This is a genomic window from Amycolatopsis sp. cmx-8-4 (assembly GCF_046548675.1).
Taxonomy (GTDB): Bacteria; Actinomycetota; Actinomycetes; order Mycobacteriales; family Pseudonocardiaceae; genus Amycolatopsis.
In genome coordinates, this window is sequence record NZ_JAEBDZ010000023.1 from 74,371 (window position 1) to 97,032 (window position 22,662).

A 22,662-nucleotide genomic window follows, 5' to 3' on the forward strand; every position below is an offset into this window, starting at 1 on the left:
AGAGTCCTCTACACCTGTAGGGGAGGAGCTATGCGCGCGGTGGTGGTCGGCGGCGGTATCGGCGGGCTCGCGGCGGCGGTCGGGTTGCGTCGGGTCGGCTGGGACGTGACCGTCCTGGAAAAAGCACCTGAGATCACCGGCGTCGGCGCCGGGATCTCCCTCTGGCCGAACGCCCAGCGCTGCCTGGACGTCCTCGGCGTCCAAGCTCCCCTCCAGGAACAGCGCGACGGTGGCTTGAGAGACAAGCGTGGCCGACGGATCACCGGCTGGGACGCGGCTGCCTTCACAAGGAACCACGGGCTCCCCCTGGCCGCGATCCACCGCCGGGACCTCATCGACGCGCTCGCGCGAGCACTGCCCCGAGAGACGATAAAGACCGGCGCCGAAGTCACCGAAGTCCGCGACGACGGCTTCGTGCGCTACACCGGCGGAAAACTCCACGCCGACCTCGTCGTAGCCGCCGACGGGATCAACAGCCAGATCAGAAAGGGACCGAAACCGGTCTACAGCGGCAGCACGGCCTTCCGCGGCGTCGCCCATCGGCCCGGGACGCCGCTGAGCACCAGCTGGGATCGCGGCGCCGAGATCGGCGTCCTCCCGCTGGCCGGCGGCGACGTCTACTGGTGGATCTCCTACGTCGTCCGGGCCGGGGAACGGCCGGCCGACGTCAAGGCCTACCTCGAGCAGCACTTCGGCGACTGGCACGACCCGATCCCGGCCCTCATCGACGCGACGCCCGCCGCGGACATCCTCCACCACGACCTCTACTACCTCGGCACGCCGCTGCCCACCTACGTCCGCGGCCGGATCGCGCTGCTCGGCGACGCGGCCCACGCGATGCCGCCGTTCCTCGGCCAGGGCGGCTGCCAGGCCCTCGAAGACGCCGTCGTGCTCGCCCACGCCGCGTCCACAGAGGACACCACCGATAATGCGCTCAGGAAGTACGACCAAGAACGCAGACCCCGCAGTCAGAAAGTCGCAAGGGACTCCGTCCGAGCCGGGAAGATCGGCCCGCAGCTCACCAACCCGGTCGCCACCACACTGCGCAAAGCGCTCCTGAGGATGACCCCCGCCGAAGCCACGGCCAGGATCGGCGCCGGGATCAGTGGCCGGCAGCCGCCGGGTCTCCCCCGACCAGTCCCGCCTCGTACGCCGTGATCGCCGCCTGCACCCGGTTCTTCGCGCCGAGCCGGGTCAGGATGGTGCTCACGTGCGCTTTCACCGTGCCCTCGACGACGAACAGCTTCGCCGCGATGTCCGCATTGGACAGTCCGGATCCGATGAACACCAGCACTTCCCGCTCCCGGTTGGTCAGCAACGCGATCCGCGCCCGGGCCGCCGACGCGCGCGCGAGCCGGCCGCCGGACAGCCGGGCGATGACCCGCTGCGCCACCTTCGGCGAGAGGAACGCGGCGCCGTCCGCGACGGCGTGGATGCCCGCCAGCAGCTCACGCGGGTCGCCCGACTTGAGCAGGAACCCGCCCGCGCCCAGGCCGAGCGCGCGTTCGATGTAGTCGTCCTCGCCGAACGTCGTCAGCATGATGACGCCGGTCGCGGGCCGCAGCCGCCGGATCTCGGCGGCCGCGCCCAGGCCGTCCAGCACCGGCATCCGGATGTCGAGCAGCACGACGTCCGGGTGCGTGGCCAGCACCTGGGAGACCGCCGCACGCCCGTCGGCGGCTTCGGCGACGACCTCGATGCCGCCGTCCGCGGCCAGGATCGCCGCCACCCCCGCCCGCATCAACGCTTCGTCGTCGGCCAGCACGACCCTGATCACGAAACCCCCTCGGCGAACTCGTCCTTCGAAACCAGCTTCCCGTCGGCGAAACACAGCCGATAGGCGGCGTAGTCGTTGTTCATGAACGATCTTCCGGTGCCGTAGTACTCGCACGCGGCCCCGGGCACCGGCGGCAGCGGCGGCTCGCCGCGTGTCGGCCGGGCGCTGCGCTGGTTGCCCGGCAGCAGCGGCGCGACCTCGGCGCGCGGCTGCCCGAGCCGCAGCCGGTCGTAGACCGGACCGGGCAGCTCCGAGGAGTTCCACAGGTACAGGAACGCGATCCCGGCCACCCCGAGGACCACGGCGAACAGCCCGAGCGGTATGCCGACGGCCTGGATCAGGCTGCGCCGGACGTCACGCCGCGCCAGCTCCAGCGCCCGCGCGGAAGTCGGCTGCCCGACGGCGTCGTCGGCGGCCTCCCGCAGCTCGGCGGTCTCCTCGACCGGCGCGGCGTCGTGCGGCAGCGTCGCGGTGACGGCGAACCCGCCCGCGTGCGGGCCGGCCTGCAGCGTGCCGCCGACCAGCCGGACGCGCTCGCGCAGCCCGATCAGCCCGCGGTGCCCGGACGCGGCGCCCGGCAGCGGCCCGGCGGGCGGCGGCGCGTTGACGACGCTCACCTCGGTCTGCGCGTCGGAAATGGTCACCCGGACCATCACGGCGGCGCCGGGCGCGTGCTTCGCGACGTTCGTCAGCGCTTCCTGAACGACCCGGTGGGCCGCGAGGCCGACCATCGGCGGCGCCTGCGCGCTGTCCACTCCTGCCTCGATGAGCAGCCCGGACGCCCGCGCCCGCGCGATCAGCTCGCCGAGGTCACCCTGCACCGGCTCGACGGGCGCGGCGTCCTCGCGCAGGACGCCGATGATCTCGCGCAGCCGTTCGGTGGCGGCCGCGGCGCTGGTGCGCAGCTGGGCGGCCGCGCCGCGCTGGTCGTCGTCGAGGCCGCCGGCGACCTCCAGGGCCGCCGCGCGGACGGCGATGAGGCTCAGCTCGTGGCCCAGCGAATCGTGCATGTCGCTGGCGATCCGCGCGCGCTCGCGCAGCCGGGCCTGGTCGGCGACCAGGCGCTGGCGGCTCTCCATCTCCTCGGCGCGGCGCCAGCCGGTCCGGGCCAGCTCCCCGCGCAGCCGGACGTAGCGGCCCAGCAGCCACGGCGACAGCCCGGCGAACACCAGCATCGTGACCAGTTCGGCCCAGTCGCCGAGGCCGTCCTCGCCGACGAGCAGCGAGAGCGGCAGGCCGAGCACCGCGACGGCGCCGCCGAGCAGCAGGCCCGGCCGCGCCCGCGGCATCCGCAGCCCGGCCTGGTAGCACATCGCGACCAGCACGAACACCACCCAGACCGGCAGGCGGTTGCCGTACGGGAACGGCACGACCAGCGTCCCCGCCAGCGCGATGCCGAGCGACACGACCGGGTGACGCCGGGCGGTGGCCACCGAGCCCAGGACGACGGCGAAACCGCCGGACATCTCCCAGTACGCCCGGGTGTCCACCGTATCCGAGACGACGATGAACGCCAGGAACAGCGCGAGAACGGCGTCGAACACCACCCGCCACCTGCGTTTCGTCACCTCCAGCACGGAACCGACGCTACAAGCGGGTCAGCCCGGCGACCACTGCCGAAAGTCAACCTTTCAGGGCGTCCAGGAACGCCAGGGTCTGCGGCCAGGAGAGCGCGAACGCGTCGGCGTTGACCGCGGTGCCGTGCCGCGAGGAGTCGCTGAAGCCGTGCTCGGCGCCCGGGAAGTGCTGGGTGAACGTCGCGCCCGCCGCGCGGGACTGCAGCGCGGCCTGGAGCCGGTCGAACGTCTCGTGCGAGACGACCGTGTCGGCCTCCGGGTAGGCGACGAGCACCGGCGCGGTGATCTCTGTCGACAAAGCGACCGTGTCGAGGTCGTGGTTCGGCGGCAGCGGGTCGCGGACCGTCGGGTGGTAGGCGACGACGCCGGAAAGCCGCTGGTCACGGGCGGCGAGCAGGAGCGCGAAGCGGCCGCCGAGGCACCAGCCCATGACCCCCGCCGACGTGCAGCCGAGGTCGCCGAGCAGGTGGTCGAGCAACGCCGTCTGCTCGGTCAGCGCGACCTCGTCGGACAGTTCGCCGAGCTTCGCGCCGAGGTCCTCGCGGGAGGTGTTGTCGGTGCTCGCGCCGTGGAAGACGTCCCAGGTCAACGCGGTGATGCCGCGGCCGGCGAGCTCGTCGGCCCAGGCGCGGACCTGCTCGCCGATGCCGGTGATCATCGGCAGCAGCAGCATCCCGAACTCCGATCCGCCGGCCGGGCGGGCCAGGTACGCGGAGAGGTCGCCGACACGGGTGGTGGACGTCTCGATGCTCATATCCGCACGGTAGCGCCCCGGGTGATGCATCATGATCCACCATGGCCGAGCGCACCCTCGCCGATCAGTTGGGCGGCTACCTCCCCGAAGGCATCGAGGCCCTCGAAGAGCACGAGCGGCAGGACCTCGCCGACGCGTTGCGCGACGCGCGCAGGCGGCAGGCGAAGCCATTGGCCGAGGCGGGCGAAGAAGGCCTCCGGTACGTCCCGGCGTTGCTGCGCGGCGCGGTCCGGAAGGCAGTCGGACTGTGACAGACAACTACGAGGCCGAAGCCGAGATCCTCAAGCTGGCCCGCGTCCTCGGCGTCGAGCCGGAGCGGCTGGCGTACCTGGCGCGCGTCGACGCCGGCGACCTGCGGGTGTTCCGCGAGCGCGTCACCGACACGCTGTTCGACGCGAACCTCGCCGTGCTGCAGCGGATGGCGCTCGCCGCGCGCATCGTGCCCGGCGCGGTGCTGGCGAAGATCGCCGAGAAGGTGTTCGGCCCGCTGCTGTGCGCCCGGATCGCCGGCGTGGTCGACGTCGCCCGCGGCGTCGACGTCGCGAAGCGCCTGAGCCCCCGGTTCCTGTCGGAGGTCGCGGCCGACCTCGACCCGCGCCGCGCGAGCGCGATCATCTCGCGCATCCCCCTGGAGACCGTGCTCGCCGTCGCGGCCGAGCTCGCCGACCGCGCGGACTGGATCACGCTGGGCCGGTTCGTCGGGCACCTCCCGGACCCGACGGTCCGGCGCTGCCTCGAGGAGATCGACGACCCGGGCCTGCTGCGGATCGCGTTCGTCCTCGACGACAAGAACCGCATCGACCACGTCGTCGGCCTGCTCCCGGCCCACCGCCTCGGCCGCGTCATCACCGCGGCCGGCGCCGACGAAGACCTCTGGACGCCGGCGCTGGACCTGCTGAACCACCTGAGCGCCGAGCGCCGGGGCACGCTGGCCCCGATGCTCGGCGCCCTCCCGGAAGGCCTCCGGGAACGGGCTCAGGCGACGATCAAGTAGATCCCGTAGGCGACGATCGCCAGGCAGACGACGAAGCAGAGGATCGCGCCGGCCAGCGGGCCGGTGCCCGAGCCGCCCGCTTCGCGCGCCGATTCGCGCTGCGAGAGCCCTACCACTCCGAAGGAGAAGAGGCTCGTCAGCACGACGACCGAAGCGAGCGCGACGACGAAGACGAGACCGAGGGAACCCCAATCGATGTGCACGGCGCTCCTCAGACGTTGGCCGGCTGCGTGGCCGGCTCGGGCTCGTTGATGGTGTTGGCGCTGATCGGGTTCCGCCGCGACGCGAGGTAGATGCCCACCGCGATGACGACGCCGGCTAGGCCGATCAGGACCGTGCCCCAGGTGCCGAGCGTCGAGACCTCGGCGGCGATCGCGCCGACGATCGCGGCCGCCGGCAGCGTCAGCGCCCAGGCGACGACCATCTTGCCCGCGACGCCCCAGCGGACCTCGGCGAGCTTGCGGCCGAGGCCGGAACCGATGATGCCGCCGGAGCAGACATGCGTGGTGGAGAGGGCGAACCCGAGGTGCGCCGAGGTGAGGATGACGGCCGCGGCGCTCGTCTCGGCCGCGAACCCCTGCGGCGTCTGGATTTCGGTGAGCTTCTTGCCCATCGTCTGGATGATCCGCCAGCCGCCGAGGTAGGTGCCGAGCGCGATCGCGGTGCCGGCGGTCAGGATCACCCAGATCGGCGGGTTCGAGCCCGGAGCGAGTGAACCGGACGCGATCAGCGTCAGCGTGATGACACCCATGGTCTTCTGCGCGTCGTTAGTGCCGTGCGCGAGCGAAACCAGGGACGCCGAGGCGATCTGACCGGCCTTGAACGTCCGGCCCACGGTGTCCTGCTTCGCCCGGGCGGTGATCCGGTAGACGAGGAAGGTGCCCAGCGTCGCGACGAGCCCGGCGACGAGCGGCGAGGCGAGCGCCGGGATGAGGACCTTCTCGACGACCTTGCCGAAGTGGACGGCGTCCGAGCCCGACGCGATCCAGGTAGCGCCGATCAGCCCGCCGAACAGCGCGTGCGACGAGCTCGACGGCAGCCCGATCAGCCAGGTCACCAGGTTCCACACGATGGCCCCGACCAGGCCGGCGAAGATGATCACCGGTGTCACCTTGGTGTCGTCGACGATCCCCCCGGAGATCGTCTTCGCGACCTCCACCGAGAGGAACGCGCCGACGAGGTTCAGCACCGCGGAGACCCCGACCGCGACCCGCGGCTTGAGGGCGCCGGTGGCGATGGACGTGGCCATCGCGTTGGCCGTGTCGTGGAAGCCGTTGGTGAAGTCGAAGGCCAGCGCCGCGACGATCACCACCAGCACGATCAGCGAGAAGTCCATGCGGGGCTCATTTCCGTCGCCGGAGGCTGTTCGCTGAAAACGCTACTGATCGACCGACCGGAACCCGATCCCTGCGGTGTGACGGCTCCCTGAACACTCCATGAACCCGAAAGCGCTTACCGGGATGATCCGCACATTTCCGGCAGGTAGGGCCGGCCCGACCACGAAGAGGGTGGTGCGGCCCAGTGCGGCCCGCTGCCGCCCCTGCGAACGTCGAGGTCATGAGCAGACTGGGGCCGGGTTGGCCGATCGCCGCGACAGTGGCGTCGGGTGTGTTGTTCTTCTTCGGCACGGGGCTGGACCCGGTCGCCGCGCTGGCGTGGTTCGCACCACTGCCGATCCTGCTGCTCGCGCCGCGGGTGTCCGGGGTGACGGCGGCGCTCTGCGCGTTCGTCGCCTACGCCGCGGGCAGCACCGGCACCTGGAGCTACTTCTGGCATTCACTGGCCGTCCCGCGACCGGCCGCGATCGCGATCCTCGCCGGCAGCGCGGTGCTGTTCGCACTGGTCGTCGGCCTGTTCCGGCTGCTGGTGCGACGTCGTCACGCGGTGCTGGCGGCGCTCGCCGCGGCCGGCCTGTGGACCGTCGCGCTGTACGCGGTCTCCCTGCTGAACCCGACCGGCCTGATGGGGACGTTCATGACGACCCAGGCCGACCGGCCGGTGGTCCTGCAGCTCGCGTCGGTGACCGGCGGCTGGGGCGTCGAGTTCCTGGTCCTGGCCGTCCCGGCCGCGGTGGCCGCGATCTGCGCGCCCGGCGTCACGGGCCGGTCCCGGCTGGTCTCGGTGGTGGCCGTCGCCGCCGCGCTGACCGGGCTGGCCTTCTGGAGCACCGCGCGGCTGAGCAGCCCCGCCGGAACCACGGTGACGGTCGCGCTGATCGCCCCGGCCAAGGCGGCCTGGGCCACGGACGTCACGACCCCGCAGGGCGCCGCGCTCCTCCAGTCCTATGTGGACGCCATCGGCGCGTTGCCGGACGGCGTGCGCGTCGCGGTGCTCCCGGAAGCGGCCTTCGCGGTGGACGACGCGTCCCGGGCCGGGTTCGTCGAGCAGCTCCGACGCACCGGCGTCGAGGTCGTCACCGGCGTCTACGACACGACGCCGCAGGGCCGGTTCAACGCGGCGCTCGACGTCCCGCCGTCCGGGCCGACGGCCGAGTTCCACAAGTGGCACAACGGGGATTCGAAGAACATCGCCGACGGCACGGACCTCGCGTACCTCGCGGGGCCGGCGAAGATCGGCCTGCTGGTCTGCATGGACGTCAACTTCGGCAACCCCAGCGGCGGCTACGGCGCGGCCGGCACCGGCCTGGTCCTGATCCCGGCGTCCGACGAGGACGTCGACGGCTGGGAACACAGCCGCACGGCGCTGATCCGCGGCGTCGAGAACGGGTTCTCGGTGGCGTGGAGCGCCACCCGCGGCACGCCGATGCTGTCCGACGCGCACGGCCGCGTCCTCGCCGACACCCACACCGGAGACCAGCCGTTCTCGGTGGTGACGGCCGACGTCCCGCTCGGCAGCGGCGGCACGCCGTACGCCCGCTTCGGCGACTGGTTCGCGTGGCTGTGCGGGCTGCTGGCCCTGGCCGGCATCGCGGCCGCGGCGAGCCGGGAACGCGTCGACGCCTAGTCCGCCGCGCGCGCCACCACGGCCGCGCCGAGCAGCGTCACGTCCGCCGTCGACGTCGGGTCCAGGCCGGTCAGCGCCTGGACCCGCCGCAGCCGGTAGTCGACGGTGTTCGGGTGGACGTGCAGCTGGGCCGCGGTGGTCCGGCGGTCGCCGAGGCGCAGGTACGCCCGCAGTGTGTCGAGGAGATCCGCCTTGCCGGACAACGGTTCCAGCATCTCGGCGAGCCGGTCGCGGGCCTCGCTGGGGCAGGACAGCTGGTACTCCAGCACGACGTCGTCCAGCCGGTAGACGCCCGGCGGGCGGCCGAAGGTCCGCGCCACCGCCAGGATCCGGCGGGCACAGGGGGCGGCCGCGGCGACGCCGTCAGGTTCGGCGACGACCACGCCGGCCGTCACGTCGACCGCCGCCGCGCGGGCCATCTCCCGGACCACGCCGTCCAGCCACGGCCGGTCGCGCTCGGGCAGCAGCGCCAGCCCGCCGTCCGTGGTCAACGACGTCAGCATCGGCTCGCGGACCTGCCGTTCCAGCTCGGCGCGCAACCGCCGCAGCTTGCGGCGGGCCGCGACCAGCGGGTCGACGTCCGCCGACGTCTCGTCCGGGTGCGCGCCGAAGCCGAACGCCACGACCAGATAGGACGGCGGCAGCCGCAGCCCGGCCTGGTCGGCCGCGGCCTGCGCGGGCTCCCCGCCGAGCAACGCGACCAGCAGGCTTTGCCGCGCCGAGTGCTCGTCGCCGGAGATGGACTGCTGCTGGGCGAGGTAACCCGCCGCGACGGCCGGGGTGATCAGCTCGAGGTAGCGCAGCAGGAGCGCGTTGACCGCCATGACGTCCGCGAGGTCTTCGGGCCGCGCGTCGGCGGTCGTCGTGTCCCAGGTGACCTGGATGCCGACGTGGTACGCGGTCAGGACCACCTCGATCGGGATACCCTCTTCCGCGCGCCGGGCCGCCGACTCGCGCAGGAACGCGACCTCGGCCGCCGTCGGCAGCGTCTTCGACCTGAGCACGCCGACGAACGAGCGCAGGTTCTGCTCGATCACGCGGCTGATGTCGCCGGCCAGCTCCTCGCCGGGCATCAGCCGGTACGCCGTGAGCCGGGCGACCAGCTCCTCGATCACCGCGCGGGTCAGTGCCGGCAGCGCGCCGGTCAGCCGGTCGGCCAGGTTCTGGCCGCCGACCCGGAACGCTTTGTCATCCGTCACAACCGGCCCCGTCCAACTCTGAGCGTCGTCCCATGTCGCGGACGACCCGTTGTGTCACATCATGACAGGCATCACTTACTGACGGGTAACTGGAGGCAACGGAAATGCGGGTCACCAACGGCGGTGTCAAGCGAATCCTGACCGCGCTCGTCGCGGCGGTCACTCTCGGCGTCGCGGCTCCGGCGGTCGCCGAAGCGGCGCCGAGCAGCGGCTGGAACAACTGGTCGTGCCGGCCCTCCGCGCAGCACCTCCAGCCCGTCGTGCTCGTGCACGGCCTCGGCGCGAACGACACCGTCAACTGGTTCTTCCACGCGCCGAAGATCGCCGCGCAGGGCTACTGCGTCTACTCGCTGACCTACGGCACCGGCGTGCTCGGCTCGCTCGTCGGCGGCCTCGCGTCCATGCGGGACAGCGCCGCCGAGCTGGGCCGGTTCGTCGACCGCGTCCGGAGCACGACCGGCGCGGCGAAGGTCGACATCGTCGGGCACTCGGAGGGCAGCACGATGCCCGCGTACTACCTCAAGTTCGGCGGTGGTGCCGCGAAGGTCGCGCACTTCGTCGGCTTCGGCGCGAACTACCGCGGCACCACGCTCGGCGGCCTCGACGCGCTCGCGAAAGGTCTCCTCGCCTCGGTCCCCGGCCTGCGGGGGATCCTGACGACGGCGTGCGGCTCGTGCACCGAATACCTGGCACCGTCGGCGTTCCTGGACGACCTCGCCCGCGGCGGCGTGCACGTCGCCGGGCCGGCGTACACGAGCATCGTGAGCCGCTACGACGAGGTCGTCACGCCCTACACCAGCGGCATCCTGAACGAGCCGGGCGCGACGGACATCGTGCTGCAGGACTTCTGCCGCACCGACTTCTCCGGGCACCTCGGCCAGGCCGTCGACCCGAACGTCACCGGCCTGATCCTGCACGCCCTCGACGCGAAGTACACCCCGCGCTGCACGCCGTTCATCCTGCCGCTGTAGCCGGTCGTGAGTGGTAATTCGGGTTAGAACCCTCATTACCACTCACGAGCGTCAGACCGGGAGCGGGTTCTGGCCCATGAACCGCCGACCGTTCGCCGCGGACTCCCGGACGGCCGCGAAGCCGTAGTCCACCATCGCCGACTCGTACGCCGCCACGGCGTCGAGCAGCGGAGCCCCGGCCAGCGCGGACGCCAGCGCCGCACCATCGCGCAACGCGGTGTTGGCGCCCGCGCCGGCGGCGGGGCTCATCGCGTGGATCGCGTCGCCGACGAGCGTCACCCGCGACGGTGACCACGGCCCGATCGGCACACTCGTGCGGATCGGCTGCGGGAACGTCGCGGTGTCGTCCCAGTGCTCGACCATCGCGCGGGCCCGCGGCGCGAAGTCCTTCACCAGCCCCAAAGCCAGCTCCTGCAGCTCCGCCGGCGTCAACGCGGCCAGCTCGGCGTCGCTCAGCCCGACGACCTCACGACGCGCCCCGACCGCGCACGTCATGTACGGCTCGTGGTCCCGCAGCTCGAGCCCCGGCACGAGCCGCGCGGCCGCCTCGGCGACGGGCTCCGGGTAGTCGACCGGCGCGAACCCGACCATCGTCCGGTCGGGGGCGACGACCATCGAGAACACCGCGAACATCTCGGGGTCGAACAGCTTCCTCGTGTGCGCGGTGAGCGGAATCCGGCCGTACAGCTGGAGAAGCCCGGTGTCGACGACCTCGGCGTGCGGCAAGTACTGGCGCCGCACCGGGGAGTTGACGCCGTCCGCGCCGACCAGCAGGTCTCCGCGGGCGGAGCTGCCGTCGGCGAAGTGCGCGGTCACCCCACCGGCGTCGGCCGCGTAGTGCGTGAACCGCTTGTCGTAGCTGACATCCAGGCCGTGCAGCAGGATCTGGCGCACGGTGAAGCGGTTGATGTTGAGGTGGGGCCCGGTTTCGTTGAGGATCAGCTCGTCAACGCGCCGCAGCCGCTCGTCGTAGATCTGCGTGGCGGGCAGCGCCCGGCCGGCCGTCGCCCGGAAGAGTTCGTGCAGCTCAGGCGGCAGGACTTCGCGCAACGCCGAGTCGCCGACGTGGTCGATGTGCAGCCGGTACCCCTGCACCCGCGCGCCGGGCGCGGCGTCGCGTTCGTAGACCTGGCAGGCGATTCCGGCGCGGTGCAGGCCTTGGGCGAGACTCAGGCCACCCATCCCGGCCCCGATGATGATGACAGACACACTTGTCCCTTCGTCGCTGGCGATGAAGGGACGCACGGGTGAGCGCTGGAACGAGTGCCCGGACTAACCCATACCGGACCGTGCGTTCGCGCGTCCTCTGCGATCCACGTTAGCGCACGAGATCTCCGGCGCGCCACACCACTTTCGTGAGCGGAACTCCGGGGCGGTAGGCCAAATGTGTGACGGACGGCGCGTCGAGCACGTGGACGTCGGCCCGCGCGCCGGGCCGCAGCACGCCGACGTCTTCACGACGCAACGCCCGCGCGCCACCCGCCGTCGCCGCCCAGACGGCCTCTTCGATCGTCATGCGCATCTGCAGCACCGCCGTCGCCACGCAGAAGGCCATCGACGTCGTGTACGAGCTGCCCGGGTTGGCGTTGCTGGCCAGCGCGACCGTCGCACCGGCGTCGAGCAGCCGTCGCGCCGGGGCGAGGGACTGCCGGGTCGACAGGTCGCACGCGGGCAGCAGCGTCGCCACGGTTTCGGACGCGGCCAGCGCCTCGACGTCCGCGTCCGACAGGTAGGTGCAGTGGTCGACGCTCGCCGCGCCCAGCTCGACCGCCAGCCGGACGCCGGGGCCCTCCCCGAGCTGGTTGCCGTGCACCCGCAGGCCCAGCCCGCGCTCCGCAGCGGCCTTGAGGACGCGCGCCGACTGGGCTTCGTCGAAGGCGCCCGTCTCGCAGAAGACGTCCGCCCAGCGCACGCTTTCCGCGACGGCGTCGAGCATCTCGCCGCACACGAGGTCCACATAGGACTCCGCGTCGGCGCCCGGCGGCACCAGGTGCGCACCGAGGAACGTCACCTCGTCGGCGACCTCCCCGGCGATCCGGGCACTGCGCGCTTCGTCCGCGACGGTCAGTCCGTACCCCGTCTTGGTCTCCAAGCAGGTCGTCCCCTGCCGGGCCGCTTCGTCGACGTGCCGGCGCAGGTTCGCGGCCAGCTGCTCGTCGGACGCCTCCCGCGTCGCGCCGACAGTGATCGCGATTCCGCCTGCGGTGTACGGCTTTCCGGCCATCCGGGCTTCGAACTCGGCGGTGCGGTCCCCGGCGAAGACGAGGTGCGTGTGGCTGTCGACCCAGCCCGGCAGCACCGCGCGACCCTCGACGTCGACGTGCTCGTCGGCGTCCGGCGCCTGCGCGCTCGGGCCCACCCAGGCCACCTTCGTGCCGTCGAGCACGAGGGCCGCGTCGGTGAGGCGGCCCAGCTCGGGGTCGTTGGTCGTCAGCTCGCCGATCCCCGTGATCACGACAGCCACAGTGCCTCGATCTCCTTCGCCAGAACGGTTTCCGGTCGTTCGATCAGCTGGTGCGCCCCGTCGCGGACGACGTCGCGGCCCGCGACGACGACGTGCCGGACGTCGGCGCCGGACGCGGCGAACACCACCCCGGACGGCTCGATCCCGGCCGTCCGGACGGAGTCCAGCGCGACCGTCACGAAGTCCGCGCCCGCGCCTTCTTCGAGCCGTCCGACCTCCGGCCAGCCGACGGTCTTGTGGTCGGTTCCGGCGGCCAGGAGTTCCTCGGCGGTGAACCGGCCGCGTTCCTCGCTGGCCAGCCGGTCGTCGAGTTCGAGCGCGCGGGTCTCCTCGAAGGCGTCGACGACGGCGTTGCTGTCACTGCCGACGCTCAGCCGCACGCCCGCGTCCCGCAGCGCGCGGGCCGGGCCGATGCCGTCGCCGAGGTCGCGTTCGGTGGTCGGGCAGAAGCACGCTCCCGCGCGACCGGCCCCGAGCCGGTCGATGTCCGACGTCGTCAGGTGCGTGGCGTGCACGGCGACCAGGCGATCGGTCAGCACGCCGTGGTCGTCGAGGAGTTCCGCCGGAGTGCGGCCGTAGGCGGCCAGGCACTGCTCGTTCTCGGCACGCTGCTCGGAGAGGTGGATGTGGACCACGCGGGCACTGTCCACAAGCGACAGTTGATCAGCCGGGACCGCGCGCACCGAATGAATGGCCGCGCCGACGCGGAACAGGTCGTCCTCCTTCAGCGAGGCGACCCGTTCAGCCCACCGCGAAGCCGAGCCGTCGGAGAATCGTTGCTGCACCTCGTCGGGCGCGACGCCGATGCCTCCGGCGAGGTAGCACGTGTCGAGCAGGGTCAGCCGGATCCCGGCGTCCCGTGAGGCTTCCCGCAGCGCCTCCCCCATGGCGTTCGGCGACGCGTACGGCGTGCCACCGGGCGCGTGGTGCAGGTAGTGGAACTCGCCGACGCTCGTGTAGCCACCCAGGACCATCTCGGCGTAGACGCCGCGAGCCAGCCGGTAGTACGAGTCCGGATCGAGCCGCGACGCCAGCGCGTACATCCGCGCACGCCACGTCCAGAAGGTGCCACGCTCATGGTGCGTCCGCCCCCGCAACGCCCGGTGGAAAGCGTGCGAATGCCCGTTCGCGAACCCGGGCAAGGTCAGTCCATTCAGGACGGTTCCGGTCCGCGGCGAGTCCGGCACGACGCCGGTGATCCGCCCGTCGGCTACGTCGATCCGCACCCCGCGCGCGATCCCGCCGGGCAGCCACGCCTGCTCGCACCAGTAGGTCATCGCGTCAGCTGCTCCAGCGCGGTGGCCAGGGCCTGAGCCCCGGCCTCGACGTCGGCGGCTTCGGCGAACTCCTCCGGCGAGTGGCTGATGCCGGTCGGGTTGCGCACATAGAGCATCCCGGCCGGGACGAACCCGGCGAGGATGGCCGCGTCGTGGCCGGCGCCGGTCGGCAGCTCCGGCACGCCGCCCAGCCAGCCGCCGAGGTCCCGGCGCAGCGCGTCGTCGAACACGACGTCGCCGGAGTACGACTCGCGCGTCACCCTGACCTGGCAGCCCTCTTCCGCCGCCGCGGCCGACGCGGCGCGGCTGATCTCGGCGACCAGCCCCGGGGTGCCCTCGCCGGGCACCCGCGCGTCGAGCCACAGGTCCACTGTGGACGCGATGACGTTGGTGCCGCCGGGCGTCGGCACGAGCCGGCCGACGGTCGCGCGCGCGTCCGGCACGCCCGAGGCGAGCCGGCGGACGGCGGTGACCGTCGCGGCGGCGGGCAGCATCGGGTCCGCGCGGTCGGCCAGCAGCGTCGCCCCGGCGTGGTTTCCCTGTCCCTCGAAGGAGAACCGCCACCGGCCGTGCGCGATCACGGTGCTGCCGACGGCCACCGGCGCGCCGAGGTCGATCAGCCCGCGCCCCTGCTCGACGTGCAGTTCGAGGAACCGCCCGATCCGGTCGAGCCGCTCTTCGTCCGGCCCCACCCGCGCCGGGTCGATCCCGGCCTTCTTGGCCGCTTCGGCGAACGTGACGCCGTCGGCGTCCCGCAAGCCACGCGCCTTGTCGGCGTCGATGGTGCCGGTGAGCAGCCGCGAGCCGAGGCACGGGACGCCGAACCGGCCGCCCTCCTCCTCGGCGAACACGACGACGGCGAGCGGTTTGCGCGGCCGGAACCCCTTGGCCCGCAAGGTTTCCACGGCGGAGAGAGCGCTCGCGACGCCGAGCGGACCGTCGAACGCGCCGCCGCCGGGCACCGAGTCGAGGTGGCTGCCGGTGACGACCGCGTTGCGTCCCGGCGGCCCCCACCAGGCCCAGATGTTGCCGTTGCGGTCGGTTTCGACGTCCAGCTCGAGCCCCAGCGCGCGGTCGACGAACCACTCACGCAGGTCGTGCTCCGGCGCGTCGAAGGCGTGACGGGAGTAACCGCCGCGCTTCGGGTCGCGTCCGACGTCGTCGATCTCGGCCAGGAAACCAGAAGCGGTCACGCATCCTCCTGCATCGGCACCCGTACGCCCCGCTCGTCGGCGACGTCGGCCGCGCGATCGTAACCGGCGTCGACGTGCCGGATGACGCCCATTCCCGGGTCGTTCGTGAGCACGCGCTCCAGCTTCTGCGCGGCCAACGGCGTCCCGTCCGCGACGCTGACCTGGCCCGCGTGGATCGAGCGGCCCATGCCGACACCACCGCCGTGGTGGATCGACACCCAGCTGGCGCCGGATGACGTGTTGACCAGCGCGTTCAGCAGCGGCCAGTCGGCGATCGCGTCGGAGCCGTCGGCCATGCCCTCGGTCTCGCGGTACGGCGAGGCGACGCTGCCGGAGTCGAGGTGGTCACGGCCGATGACGACCGGGGCCTTCAGCTCGCCGCTGGCGACCATCTCGTTGAACCGCAGGCCGGCCAGGTGCCGCTCGCCGTACCCGAGCCAGCAGATCCGCGCCGGCAGGCCCTGGAACGCCACGCGCTCGCCGGCCAGCTTGATCCAGCGGGCCAGGGATTCGTTCTCCGGGAACAGTTCCAGCATCGCGCGGTCGGTCGCCGCGATGTCCTCGGGGTCACCGGACAGGGCCGCCCAGCGGAACGGGCCGTTGCCTTCGCAGAACAGCGGGCGGATGTAGGCGGGCACGAACCCGGGGAAGTCGAACGCGCGCTCGCAGCCGCCGAGCTTCGCCTCACCGCGCAGGGAGTTGCCGTAGTCGAAGACCTCCACACCCTTGTCGAGGAAGCCCAGCATGGCCTCGACGTGCTCGGCCATCGACTCGCGCGCGCGGTCGGTGAACTCGTCGGGCTTCTTGGCCGCGTAGTCGTGCCAGTCGGCGACGTCGACGCCCTTGGGCAGGTACGACAGCGGGTCGTGCGCGGACGTCTGGTCGGTGACGATGTCCACCTCGACGCCGCGGCGCAGCAGCTCCGGCAGTACTTCGGCGGCGTTGCCGACGACACCCACCGACAGCGGCCGCTTCTCCCGCTTTGCCTTGGTCACGCGGGAAATCGCGTCGTCGAGGTCGTCGGCGACCTCGTCCAGGTAGCGCGTCTCGACGCGGCGGTGCGCGCGCTGCGGATCGCACTCGATGACCAGCGCGACGCCGTCGTTCATGGTCACGGCGAGCGGCTGAGCGCCACCCATGCCGCCGAGGCCGGCGGTCACGGTGAGCGTGCCCTTCAGGGACCCGCCGAACTTCTTCTTCGCGACGGCGGCGAACGTCTCGTAGGTGCCCTGGAGGATGCCCTGGGTGCCGATGTAGATCCACGAGCCGGCCGTCATCTGGCCGTACATCGTGAGGCCCTGCTGTTCCAGGCGGCGGAACTCGGGCCAGGTGGCCCAGTCGCCGACCAGGTTCGAGTTCGCGATGAGCACGCGCGGCGCCCACTCGTGCGTGCGGAACACGCCGACCGGCTTGCCGGACTGGACCAGGAGCGTCTCGTCGACGTCCAAAGTGGTCAGTTCGCGGGTGATCGCGTCGAAGCTGGCCCAGTTGCGGGCGGCCTTGCCGGTACCGCCGTAGACGACCAGGTCCTCGGGCCGCTCGGCGACGTCGGGGTCGAGGTTGTTGTGGAACATCCGCAGCGCGGCTTCGGTCTGCCACGACTTCGCGGTCAGCTGGGTGCCGCGGGCGGCACGGACGACACGGGACATGCTCAGACCTCCAGACGGGCGGCGTCGAGGACGGCGCCGGAGCGGACGAGTTCTTCGGCGGCCGCGATCTCGGGCGCCAGGTGCCGGTCGGGGCCGGGGCCCTCGACCTTGGTGCGGAGCAGGTCCCGGACGCGGCCGGTGACCGGCGACGGCTCGAGCGGCGCCCGGAAGTCGAGCGCCCGGGCGGCCGTCAGCAGCTCGATGGCCAGCACGGTCGTCAGGCCGTCGACGGCCTTGCGCAGCTTCCGCGCGGCCGACCAGCCCATGGAGACGTGGTCCTCCTGCATGGCGCTGCTCGGGATCGAGTCGACCGACGCCGGGACCGCGAGCCGCTTGAGCTCGCTGACGATCGCGGCCTGCGTGTACTGGGCGATCATGTGCCCGGAGTCGACGCCGGGGTCGTACGCGAGGAACGGCGGCAGGCCGTGCGAGCGGGCCTTGTCGAGCATCCGGTCGGTGCGGCGTTCGGCGATGCTGGCCAGGTCGGCGATCGGGATGGCGAGGAAGTCCAGCACGTACGCTACGGGCGCGCCGTGGAAGTTGCCGTTGGACTCGACGCGGCCGTCGGCCAGCACGACGGGATTGTCCACAGCGGACGCCAGCTCCCGCTCGGCGACGAGCTCGGCGTGCGCGAGGCTGTCGCGCGCGGCGCCGTGGACCTGCGGGGCGCAGCGCAGCGAATAAGCGTCCTGGACGCGGTTGCAGTCCGGGCCGCGGTGGCTCTCGACGATCTTCGACCCCTGCAGCGCGTGCCACATCCGCGCGGCGCTCAACGCCTGGCCGGGGTGCGGCCGCAGCGCCTGCAGTTCGGCCGCGAACGCGCGATCGGTGCCCAGCAGCGCCTCGACGCTCATCGCGGCGGTGAGGTCGGCGATGTCGAAGAGCCGGTGCAGGTCGGCGGCGGCGAGCAGGAGCATGCCGAGCATGCCGTCGGTGCCGTTGGTGAGGGCCAGGCCCTCCTTCTCGGCGAGCACGACCGGCTCGATCCCGGCGTGCTTGAGCGCTTCGCCGGCCGGTACGACCTCACCGCGGTACTCGACGTCGCCCTCCCCCATCAGCGCCAGCGCGACCGCGGCCAGCGGCGCGAGGTCGCCGGAGCAGCCGAGGGAACCGTACTCGTGGACGATCGGCGTGATCCCGGCGTTGAGCAGGGCCGCAAGCGTTTGCGCGGTGCCCGGGCGAACGCCGGTGTAACCGCTGGCGAGAGTCCGCAGCCGCAGCAGCATGAGCCCGCGGACGACCTCGGTCTCGACGGCCGGCCCGGCGCCGGCGGCGTGCGAGCGGATCAGGCTGCGCTGCAGCGCGGTCCGGCTCTCGACCGGGATGTGACGGGTGGCCAGCGCGCCGAAGCCGGTCGAGACGCCGTAGGTGGGCGTGACGGCGTGAGCGAGGTCCTCGATGTGCTGGCGGGTGGCGGCGAGGTTCTTCTCGGCCGCGTCCGTGAGCCCGACCGGCGCGTGGCCGCGGACGACGTCGACGACCTGGGCGGCGGTCATGGGTTCCGCACCCAGGAGCACTTTTTCCGGCATGGGCCCATTGGACAGCGTCTTTCCCGCTGGTGGGATGCCCCACCGAGTGGTTCCGTCTGGGATCCCAGACACCCCGAGTTACGCTGGCCCCGAACGCCCCAATGTGGCGTTGGGTGCATCTGACGCACCCAATGTGGCGTTCGGTGCGTCCAGCGCACCCAACGCCACATTGGGGCGCATGGGGAGGTGAGCGGTGGGCGAGAGCAGCGAGGTCCCGGCGCTGCGGCGCGGGCTGGCGGTGCTGCGGCTGCTGGCGACGCGCCCCGGCCCGGTCACGGCGTCGGCGATCGCCCGCGAGGCCGGTCTCCCCCGCTCGACGACGTACCACCTGCTCAACGAGCTGGAGGCCGCCGGTTTTGTCGTGCACCTGCCCGCGGAACGCCGCTACGGCCTGGGCATCGCGGCGTTCGAACTGGGCTCGGCGTACCTGCGCCACGACCCCCTGGAACGGCTGGCCGGCCCGTTGCTGCGCAAGCTCGTCGACCGCGCCGGGCACACCGCGCACCTCGGCGTTCTGCACGGCAACGAGTCGCTGTACCTGATCAAGGAGCGCCCGGCCCGCCCGGAGACGCTGGTGACGGAGGTCGGCGTCCGCCTGCCGGCCCAGCTGACCGCGTCCGGCCGCGCGATGCTGCGCCACCTGCCCGCCCCGCACGTCCGCGCGCTGTTCCCGTCGGCCTCGACGTTCGTCCGCCGCACCGGCCGCGGCCCGGCCACCCTGGCCGAACTACGCCGCACGCTCACCGCGGAACGCCGCCTGGGCTGGTCGATCGAAGACGGCCACGTCACAGCGGGTTTCGCCTCGGTGGCCAGCCCGGTCTTCGACCACGGCGCCCGCCCCTTGGCCGCGATCAGCGTGACGTTGCGCCACCACTGCACGTCAGAACCGTGCGAAGAGACATGGCCGGAGCTGGCAGCGGAGGTAGCGGCAACAGCAGCCGAGCTGACCACCCGCATCGGCGGCCACCCGGGTTAGCCGTCGAGCGATCCGGCCGCGTCCCGGATGCCGGCGCCCAGCGCCCGCATCAGCTCCGGAGCCCGGACTGCCCGCGCGTCGTTGGCCAGCCGGCCCAGCACGTCGTCGTCTTCGACGATCCGGAGCAACACCTGCGCTCCTTCCTCGTCCAGCAACCCGGGCAGCTGCGAGCCCAGGAGCCAGGCGCCGGCCGGCTCGTGATCGAAACCGAACCGGCCGAGCAGGTCCACGTACTCGTCGTACAGAAGATCGAAGTACGTCCCCGATGAGTACCAGGAGATCATCGTGGCGAGGTCGATCGCGTCGCGAGTGGTGAGAACACGACGATCCCACCAGGTCAGCAGCTTGAGCATGGCCAGCGCGGGCACCGCGGGAACCCGAACGGTGAGCCCGCCGGGCAGGAGAACGGACTCAGCCGACGCCACCGCCTCGCGCATGCCGCGGACGTTCATCCGATGGTCGTCGGGCCAGAGGATGGTGCGGTCCGCCTGCTCGATGCCGCCATAGGGCAGCACGTCGACTTCGATTCCCTCGACGAGGAACGAATGCTCGCTGCGGCCGTGCTTTTCGAGCTTGCCGGCGAGCCGTCGGAAAATCGACCCAGCTGCCCACCTCGGCGGCGATGTCGACGTCGCGGGTGGCCCGGTCGGGTGAGCGTCAGATCAACCCCAGCGACAGGATCGTGCGCGCCGTCGCGCCGACCACCAGGTAGTCCACTCCGGCCGCTTGGGCCGCGGCGTCCACCTGGGTCAGCGCCCGGGTGGCCAGCAGGATTTCAGGATCGGCCGAGGCGGATAAGTCGATCATCACTGGTTCGGATCCGGTCTCCGTGTTCGCGCTGGCGGGGATCTCCCGAAGCCAGCAGGTCGGCGTAGATCAGCGGGGATGGCACCGTCCAAGCATCGGGTTCGGGCCCGCGCCAGAACCGTTCCCGGATGTGGACGTTGCCCCGGTCCTCGGCCCGGACCAGGCGGTGCCGGCCGATGAACCGGACCGGGAGCTGTTCGGCGTAAAGCGTGAGGGAGGCGGGCCGCAGGTGCGGGTCGATGAGGCCGGCCCCGGCCTCTCCCCCCACCTGGATCCCCAGCGAGCGCATCTCGGACTCCGAGTCCGGCCACCACGAGAGGTCGTCCACGGAGAACTCACCAAGAGCGAGCGCGGCGTGCAGGTTGATCGAGTATGCCTCCGACCAGTGGTCGAGCAACTCGCCACCGCGGGCCAGCCGGCGGCCTTCCGCCCCCGCATAGAGGTAACCGGCTCCGGTGAGCTCGTCGATCACCGCCTTGACGGTTCCCAGCGAGGCTCCGCTCGCTCCGGCCAGGACCCGGTACGGCTGGGCCGCCATGTCCGGCCAGCTGAGGAGGACGAACACCACCCGCAGACCCGCCCGGCCGAAAGCACCGGCCCCGCTCGGCGAAGTTCTCGAACGCGGGACCGCCGGATTGCGACGTCCCCGGACATCGACGAGGACGTCGTCCCATGCGAGGTGGGCGTTGCCCGCGGTGTCCACGTAGTCGATCCCCAGGGCACGCAGCCGTTCGGCGACCGGTTCGCTGATGTAGGTCGTGACCAGCAACGCCGGGAACCGCGTTGACAGATTGAGGCTGGTGGCCAGCTCAGGCGTCAGCCGGGGCTTGATCTCGACCCCGTAGGTCCGGGTGGCCCCCGACCCCGCCGTGAGCCGCAGCACGGCGTCGACCCGGTGCCTCTTCGCGGGTTCGGCGTGTTCCACGGCGAGCACCTCACCGCGGAGCCCGAGCTCGCCCAGCCGCTCGACTGCCACACCCGCCAAGCTTTTCGCGTTCAACGAGCGAGCATGTTCATTTGAATTGAACATGCTCTTATTCTGAACACTCTTTCTCTTCTCCGCAACCCGCCCGGCTGACCTCCACCCGGCGGCGTGCCGGCTGGTGCGATCGGGGCAACTGTCACCGAACGCCTCGATTCCGCTCCGCTCGGTGATTACCGTGGTTGCGCAAGAGGACACCGGTCGTGGGGGCACGAGGGGAACCGGCGATGGACGACGGCGTGGCATCGTGGCAGCCGGGGCACCGATGGTGACCCGGGTGGGCTTCGGCGCGGTCCTGGCCGTCGCCGAGTTCCGGGCGATGTGGGCCGCCGAGCTGCTGTCCATCTGCGGTGACCAGCTCGCCCGCGTCGCGCTCGCCGTGCTGGTGTTCCAGCGGACCGACTCGGCCGCGCTGACCGGCCTGACCTACGCGCTCACCTACGTTCCGTCGCTGCTCGGCGGCGTGCTGCTGGCCGGCGCCGGCGACCGGTGGCCGCGCCGCGACGTGATGATCGGGTCCGACCTGGCCCGGGCCGCGCTGGTCGCCGTCATCGCGATCCCCGGCGTCCCGCTGTGGGTGCTGTGCGTGCTCGTCGCGGTGATGACGGCGCTGGGCGGGCCGTTCAAGGCGGCGCAGCAGGCGCTGCTGCCGTCGGTCCTCGAAGGCGAGCGCTACCTCGTCGGGATGGCCCTGCGGAACGTCACGATCCAGGGCGCCCAGCTGGCCGGGTTCGCCGGCGGCGGCCTGCTGATCGCGGCCCTCGCCCCGACGGCCGCCCTGGCCCTGGACGCCGTGACCTTCCTGCTGTCGGCCGCGCTGCTGGCCTCCGGCGTGCGGCGACGGCCGGCCGTCGCCGCCACGACGACGTCCGGCGGCCGCGCCTGGCTGGCGTCGACGACGGCCGGCGCCCGGCTGATCCGGCGCGATCCGGCACTGCGGACGCTGGTCGCGCTCAACTGGCTGGCCGGCTTCTACATCGTCCCGGAGGCGCTGGCCGCGCCGTACGCGGCGGGCATCGGCGCGGGCGCGACGCTCGTCGGGCTGATCATGGCCGCGGACCCGGCGGGCAGCGTGCTCGGTGGGTTCGTCTTCGGCAAAGGGATCCCGGAAGCGACGCAGGTCCGCGTGCTCGGGTGGCTGGGCATCGCGGCCGGGCTGCCGCTGATCGTGTTCGTCGTCCGGCCGGGGCTCGTGCCGGCGGTGGTGCTGCTGGCCGCGTCCGGGCTACTGGCGACCGGCTACAACATCCAGGGCACGGTCTCGTTCATGCGGCGGGTGCCGGACGAGCACCGCGCGCAGTGCGCCGGTGTGAACTCCGCAGGCCTGATCACCGTGCAAGGAGTGGGCGCGGCGGCCGCCGGCGTGCTGGCCGACGTGCTGAGCCCGGCGCACACCATCGCGGTGGCCGGCGCGGCGGGGGCCGCCGTGGCCGTGCCGATCGCGCGAGCGTGGCGCCGGGTCAGGCTGCTGGACTCGGAGGGAGAGCGATGACATCAGTTGTCGCGACCGCACATGGCGCGCCTCCTTTCGCCGGCTCGACCCGTGCCG

22 protein-coding genes are annotated in these 22,662 nt (G+C 72.3%); 7 read left to right on the top strand and 15 right to left on the bottom strand.

Annotation, left to right across the window (positions count from 1 at the left end):
- The first annotated feature begins 30 nt into the window (after window positions 1–30).
- Complete coding sequence (locus ACLJQZ_RS36160) at window positions 31–1,158, top strand: FAD-dependent monooxygenase (protein ID WP_410624678.1); 1,128 nt, start codon at window positions 31–33, stop codon at window positions 1,156–1,158.
- Here ACLJQZ_RS36160 and ACLJQZ_RS36165 read toward each other — a convergent pair.
- Genes ACLJQZ_RS36165 through ACLJQZ_RS36175 form a run of 3 tightly spaced genes read right to left on the bottom strand, consistent with a single transcriptional unit; the run spans window position 1,103 to window position 4,108 of the window.
- The gene (locus ACLJQZ_RS36165) at window positions 1,103–1,777 is read right to left on the bottom strand and encodes a response regulator (RefSeq protein WP_410624680.1); all 675 of its coding nucleotides are present in this window, start codon (window positions 1,775–1,777) and stop codon (window positions 1,103–1,105) included. The two genes, ACLJQZ_RS36160 and ACLJQZ_RS36165, sit on opposite strands and share 56 nt — an antisense overlap.
- A complete protein-coding gene (locus tag ACLJQZ_RS36170) occupies window positions 1,774–3,354 on the bottom strand; it encodes a sensor histidine kinase (protein ID WP_410624682.1) in 1,581 nt (526 codons plus the stop codon). Before ACLJQZ_RS36170 ends, ACLJQZ_RS36165 begins: the two co-directional genes overlap by 4 nt.
- A gap of 46 nt (window positions 3,355–3,400) precedes the next feature.
- Window positions 3,401–4,108: a dienelactone hydrolase family protein gene (locus tag ACLJQZ_RS36175; protein ID WP_410624684.1), complete on the bottom strand. Its 708-nt coding sequence runs from the start codon at window positions 4,106–4,108 to the stop codon at window positions 3,401–3,403.
- A gap of 41 nt (window positions 4,109–4,149) precedes the next feature.
- Between ACLJQZ_RS36175 and ACLJQZ_RS36180 the strand changes: the two genes are divergently transcribed.
- On the top strand, window positions 4,150–4,359 hold the full coding sequence (locus ACLJQZ_RS36180) for a hypothetical protein (protein WP_410624686.1): 210 nt from the start codon (window positions 4,150–4,152) through the stop codon (window positions 4,357–4,359).
- Window positions 4,356–5,102, top strand: a complete 747-nt coding sequence (locus ACLJQZ_RS36185; RefSeq protein ID WP_410624688.1) for a hypothetical protein — start codon at window positions 4,356–4,358, stop codon at window positions 5,100–5,102. The genes ACLJQZ_RS36180 and ACLJQZ_RS36185 overlap by 4 nt, the downstream gene beginning before the upstream one ends.
- Here ACLJQZ_RS36185 and ACLJQZ_RS36190 read toward each other — a convergent pair.
- Window positions 5,084–5,305: a hypothetical protein gene (locus ACLJQZ_RS36190; RefSeq protein WP_410624690.1), complete on the bottom strand. Its 222-nt coding sequence runs from the start codon at window positions 5,303–5,305 to the stop codon at window positions 5,084–5,086. The two genes, ACLJQZ_RS36185 and ACLJQZ_RS36190, sit on opposite strands and share 19 nt — an antisense overlap.
- 8 nt (window positions 5,306–5,313) lie before the next feature.
- Window positions 5,314–6,438: an anion permease gene (locus ACLJQZ_RS36195; protein ID WP_410624692.1), complete on the bottom strand. Its 1,125-nt coding sequence runs from the start codon at window positions 6,436–6,438 to the stop codon at window positions 5,314–5,316.
- A gap of 221 nt (window positions 6,439–6,659) precedes the next feature.
- Between ACLJQZ_RS36195 and ACLJQZ_RS36200 the strand changes: the two genes are divergently transcribed.
- Complete coding sequence (locus tag ACLJQZ_RS36200) at window positions 6,660–8,066, top strand: nitrilase-related carbon-nitrogen hydrolase (protein ID WP_410624694.1); 1,407 nt, start codon at window positions 6,660–6,662, stop codon at window positions 8,064–8,066.
- Here the strand turns inward: ACLJQZ_RS36200 and ACLJQZ_RS36205 are convergent.
- Window positions 8,063–9,265 (bottom strand): PucR family transcriptional regulator, encoded by a 1,203-nt coding sequence (locus ACLJQZ_RS36205; protein ID WP_410624696.1) that lies wholly within the window; start codon window positions 9,263–9,265, stop codon window positions 8,063–8,065. The genes ACLJQZ_RS36200 and ACLJQZ_RS36205 overlap by 4 nt on opposite strands.
- 104 nt (window positions 9,266–9,369) lie before the next feature.
- On the opposite strand from ACLJQZ_RS36205, the gene ACLJQZ_RS36210 reads away from it, so the two are divergent.
- Complete coding sequence (locus ACLJQZ_RS36210) at window positions 9,370–10,236, top strand: esterase/lipase family protein (protein ID WP_410624698.1); 867 nt, start codon at window positions 9,370–9,372, stop codon at window positions 10,234–10,236.
- 51 nt (window positions 10,237–10,287) lie between these two features.
- Here the strand turns inward: ACLJQZ_RS36210 and ACLJQZ_RS36215 are convergent, their stop codons facing one another.
- The 6 genes from ACLJQZ_RS36215 to hutH all read right to left on the bottom strand — a co-directional run bounded on the left by ACLJQZ_RS36215 (window position 10,288) and on the right by hutH (window position 18,348).
- Window positions 10,288–11,445 (bottom strand): FAD-dependent oxidoreductase, encoded by a 1,158-nt coding sequence (locus ACLJQZ_RS36215; protein ID WP_410624700.1) that lies wholly within the window; start codon window positions 11,443–11,445, stop codon window positions 10,288–10,290.
- Between the two features lie 109 nt (window positions 11,446–11,554).
- Window positions 11,555–12,700, bottom strand: coding sequence for an imidazolonepropionase (gene hutI, locus ACLJQZ_RS36220; protein WP_410624702.1), 1,146 nt, complete (start codon window positions 12,698–12,700; stop codon window positions 11,555–11,557).
- Window positions 12,688–13,977: a formimidoylglutamate deiminase gene (locus ACLJQZ_RS36225; protein WP_410624704.1), complete on the bottom strand. Its 1,290-nt coding sequence runs from the start codon at window positions 13,975–13,977 to the stop codon at window positions 12,688–12,690. Before ACLJQZ_RS36225 ends, hutI begins: the two co-directional genes overlap by 13 nt.
- Complete coding sequence (locus ACLJQZ_RS36230; protein WP_410624706.1) at window positions 13,974–15,170, bottom strand: allantoate amidohydrolase; 1,197 nt, start codon at window positions 15,168–15,170, stop codon at window positions 13,974–13,976. The genes ACLJQZ_RS36225 and ACLJQZ_RS36230 overlap by 4 nt, the downstream gene beginning before the upstream one ends.
- A complete protein-coding gene (gene hutU / locus ACLJQZ_RS36235; protein WP_410624708.1) occupies window positions 15,167–16,819 on the bottom strand; it encodes a urocanate hydratase in 1,653 nt (550 codons plus the stop codon). Before hutU ends, ACLJQZ_RS36230 begins: the two co-directional genes overlap by 4 nt.
- Window positions 16,820–16,821: 2 nt before the next feature.
- Window positions 16,822–18,348 (bottom strand): histidine ammonia-lyase, encoded by a 1,527-nt coding sequence (gene hutH, locus ACLJQZ_RS36240; RefSeq protein WP_410624710.1) that lies wholly within the window; start codon window positions 18,346–18,348, stop codon window positions 16,822–16,824.
- A gap of 193 nt (window positions 18,349–18,541) precedes the next feature.
- On the opposite strand from hutH, the gene ACLJQZ_RS36245 reads away from it, so the two are divergent.
- Window positions 18,542–19,324 carry an IclR family transcriptional regulator gene (locus ACLJQZ_RS36245; protein WP_410624712.1) on the top strand — a complete coding sequence of 261 codons (783 nt, stop codon included), beginning with the start codon at window positions 18,542–18,544 and terminating at the stop codon, window positions 19,322–19,324.
- On the opposite strand, the gene ACLJQZ_RS36250 is transcribed toward ACLJQZ_RS36245, so the two are convergent.
- From ACLJQZ_RS36250 to ACLJQZ_RS36260, 3 genes are all read right to left on the bottom strand, one after another.
- Window positions 19,321–19,839, bottom strand: coding sequence for a hypothetical protein (locus ACLJQZ_RS36250; RefSeq protein WP_410624714.1), 519 nt, complete (start codon window positions 19,837–19,839; stop codon window positions 19,321–19,323). The genes ACLJQZ_RS36245 and ACLJQZ_RS36250 overlap by 4 nt on opposite strands.
- Before the next feature lie 142 nt (window positions 19,840–19,981).
- Window positions 19,982–20,131 carry a hypothetical protein gene (locus ACLJQZ_RS36255; protein ID WP_410624716.1) on the bottom strand — a complete coding sequence of 50 codons (150 nt, stop codon included), beginning with the start codon at window positions 20,129–20,131 and terminating at the stop codon, window positions 19,982–19,984.
- Window positions 20,100–21,107, bottom strand: coding sequence for a type IV toxin-antitoxin system AbiEi family antitoxin (locus tag ACLJQZ_RS36260; RefSeq protein WP_410624718.1), 1,008 nt, complete (start codon window positions 21,105–21,107; stop codon window positions 20,100–20,102). Before ACLJQZ_RS36260 ends, ACLJQZ_RS36255 begins: the two co-directional genes overlap by 32 nt.
- A 271-nt stretch (window positions 21,108–21,378) precedes the next feature.
- Here ACLJQZ_RS36260 and ACLJQZ_RS36265 point away from each other — a divergent pair, with 271 nt between their 5' ends.
- On the top strand, window positions 21,379–22,605 hold the full coding sequence (locus ACLJQZ_RS36265; protein ID WP_410624775.1) for an MFS transporter: 1,227 nt from the start codon (window positions 21,379–21,381) through the stop codon (window positions 22,603–22,605).
- Window positions 22,606–22,662 lie beyond the last annotated feature (57 nt).

Excerpts from the sequence above, each read along its gene's own strand:
- ACLJQZ_RS36160 (WP_410624678.1), top strand. The coding sequence starts at position 31 with ATGCGCGCGGTGGTGGTCGGCGGCGGTATCGGCGGGCTCGCGGCGGCG.
- ACLJQZ_RS36175 (WP_410624684.1), bottom strand. The coding sequence starts at position 4,108 with ATGAGCATCGAGACGTCCACCACCCGTGTCGGCGACCTCTCCGCGTAC.
- ACLJQZ_RS36180 (WP_410624686.1), top strand. The coding sequence starts at position 4,150 with ATGGCCGAGCGCACCCTCGCCGATCAGTTGGGCGGCTACCTCCCCGAA.
- ACLJQZ_RS36195 (WP_410624692.1), bottom strand. The coding sequence starts at position 6,438 with ATGGACTTCTCGCTGATCGTGCTGGTGGTGATCGTCGCGGCGCTGGCC.
- ACLJQZ_RS36200 (WP_410624694.1), top strand. The coding sequence starts at position 6,660 with ATGAGCAGACTGGGGCCGGGTTGGCCGATCGCCGCGACAGTGGCGTCG.
- ACLJQZ_RS36210 (WP_410624698.1), top strand. The coding sequence starts at position 9,370 with ATGCGGGTCACCAACGGCGGTGTCAAGCGAATCCTGACCGCGCTCGTC.
- ACLJQZ_RS36225 (WP_410624704.1), bottom strand. The coding sequence starts at position 13,977 with ATGACCTACTGGTGCGAGCAGGCGTGGCTGCCCGGCGGGATCGCGCGC.
- hutU (WP_410624708.1), bottom strand. The coding sequence starts at position 16,819 with ATGTCCCGTGTCGTCCGTGCCGCCCGCGGCACCCAGCTGACCGCGAAG.
- hutH (WP_410624710.1), bottom strand. The coding sequence starts at position 18,348 with ATGCCGGAAAAAGTGCTCCTGGGTGCGGAACCCATGACCGCCGCCCAG.
- ACLJQZ_RS36255 (WP_410624716.1), bottom strand. The coding sequence starts at position 20,131 with ATGATCGACTTATCCGCCTCGGCCGATCCTGAAATCCTGCTGGCCACC.
- ACLJQZ_RS36265 (WP_410624775.1), top strand. The coding sequence starts at position 21,379 with ATGGTGACCCGGGTGGGCTTCGGCGCGGTCCTGGCCGTCGCCGAGTTC.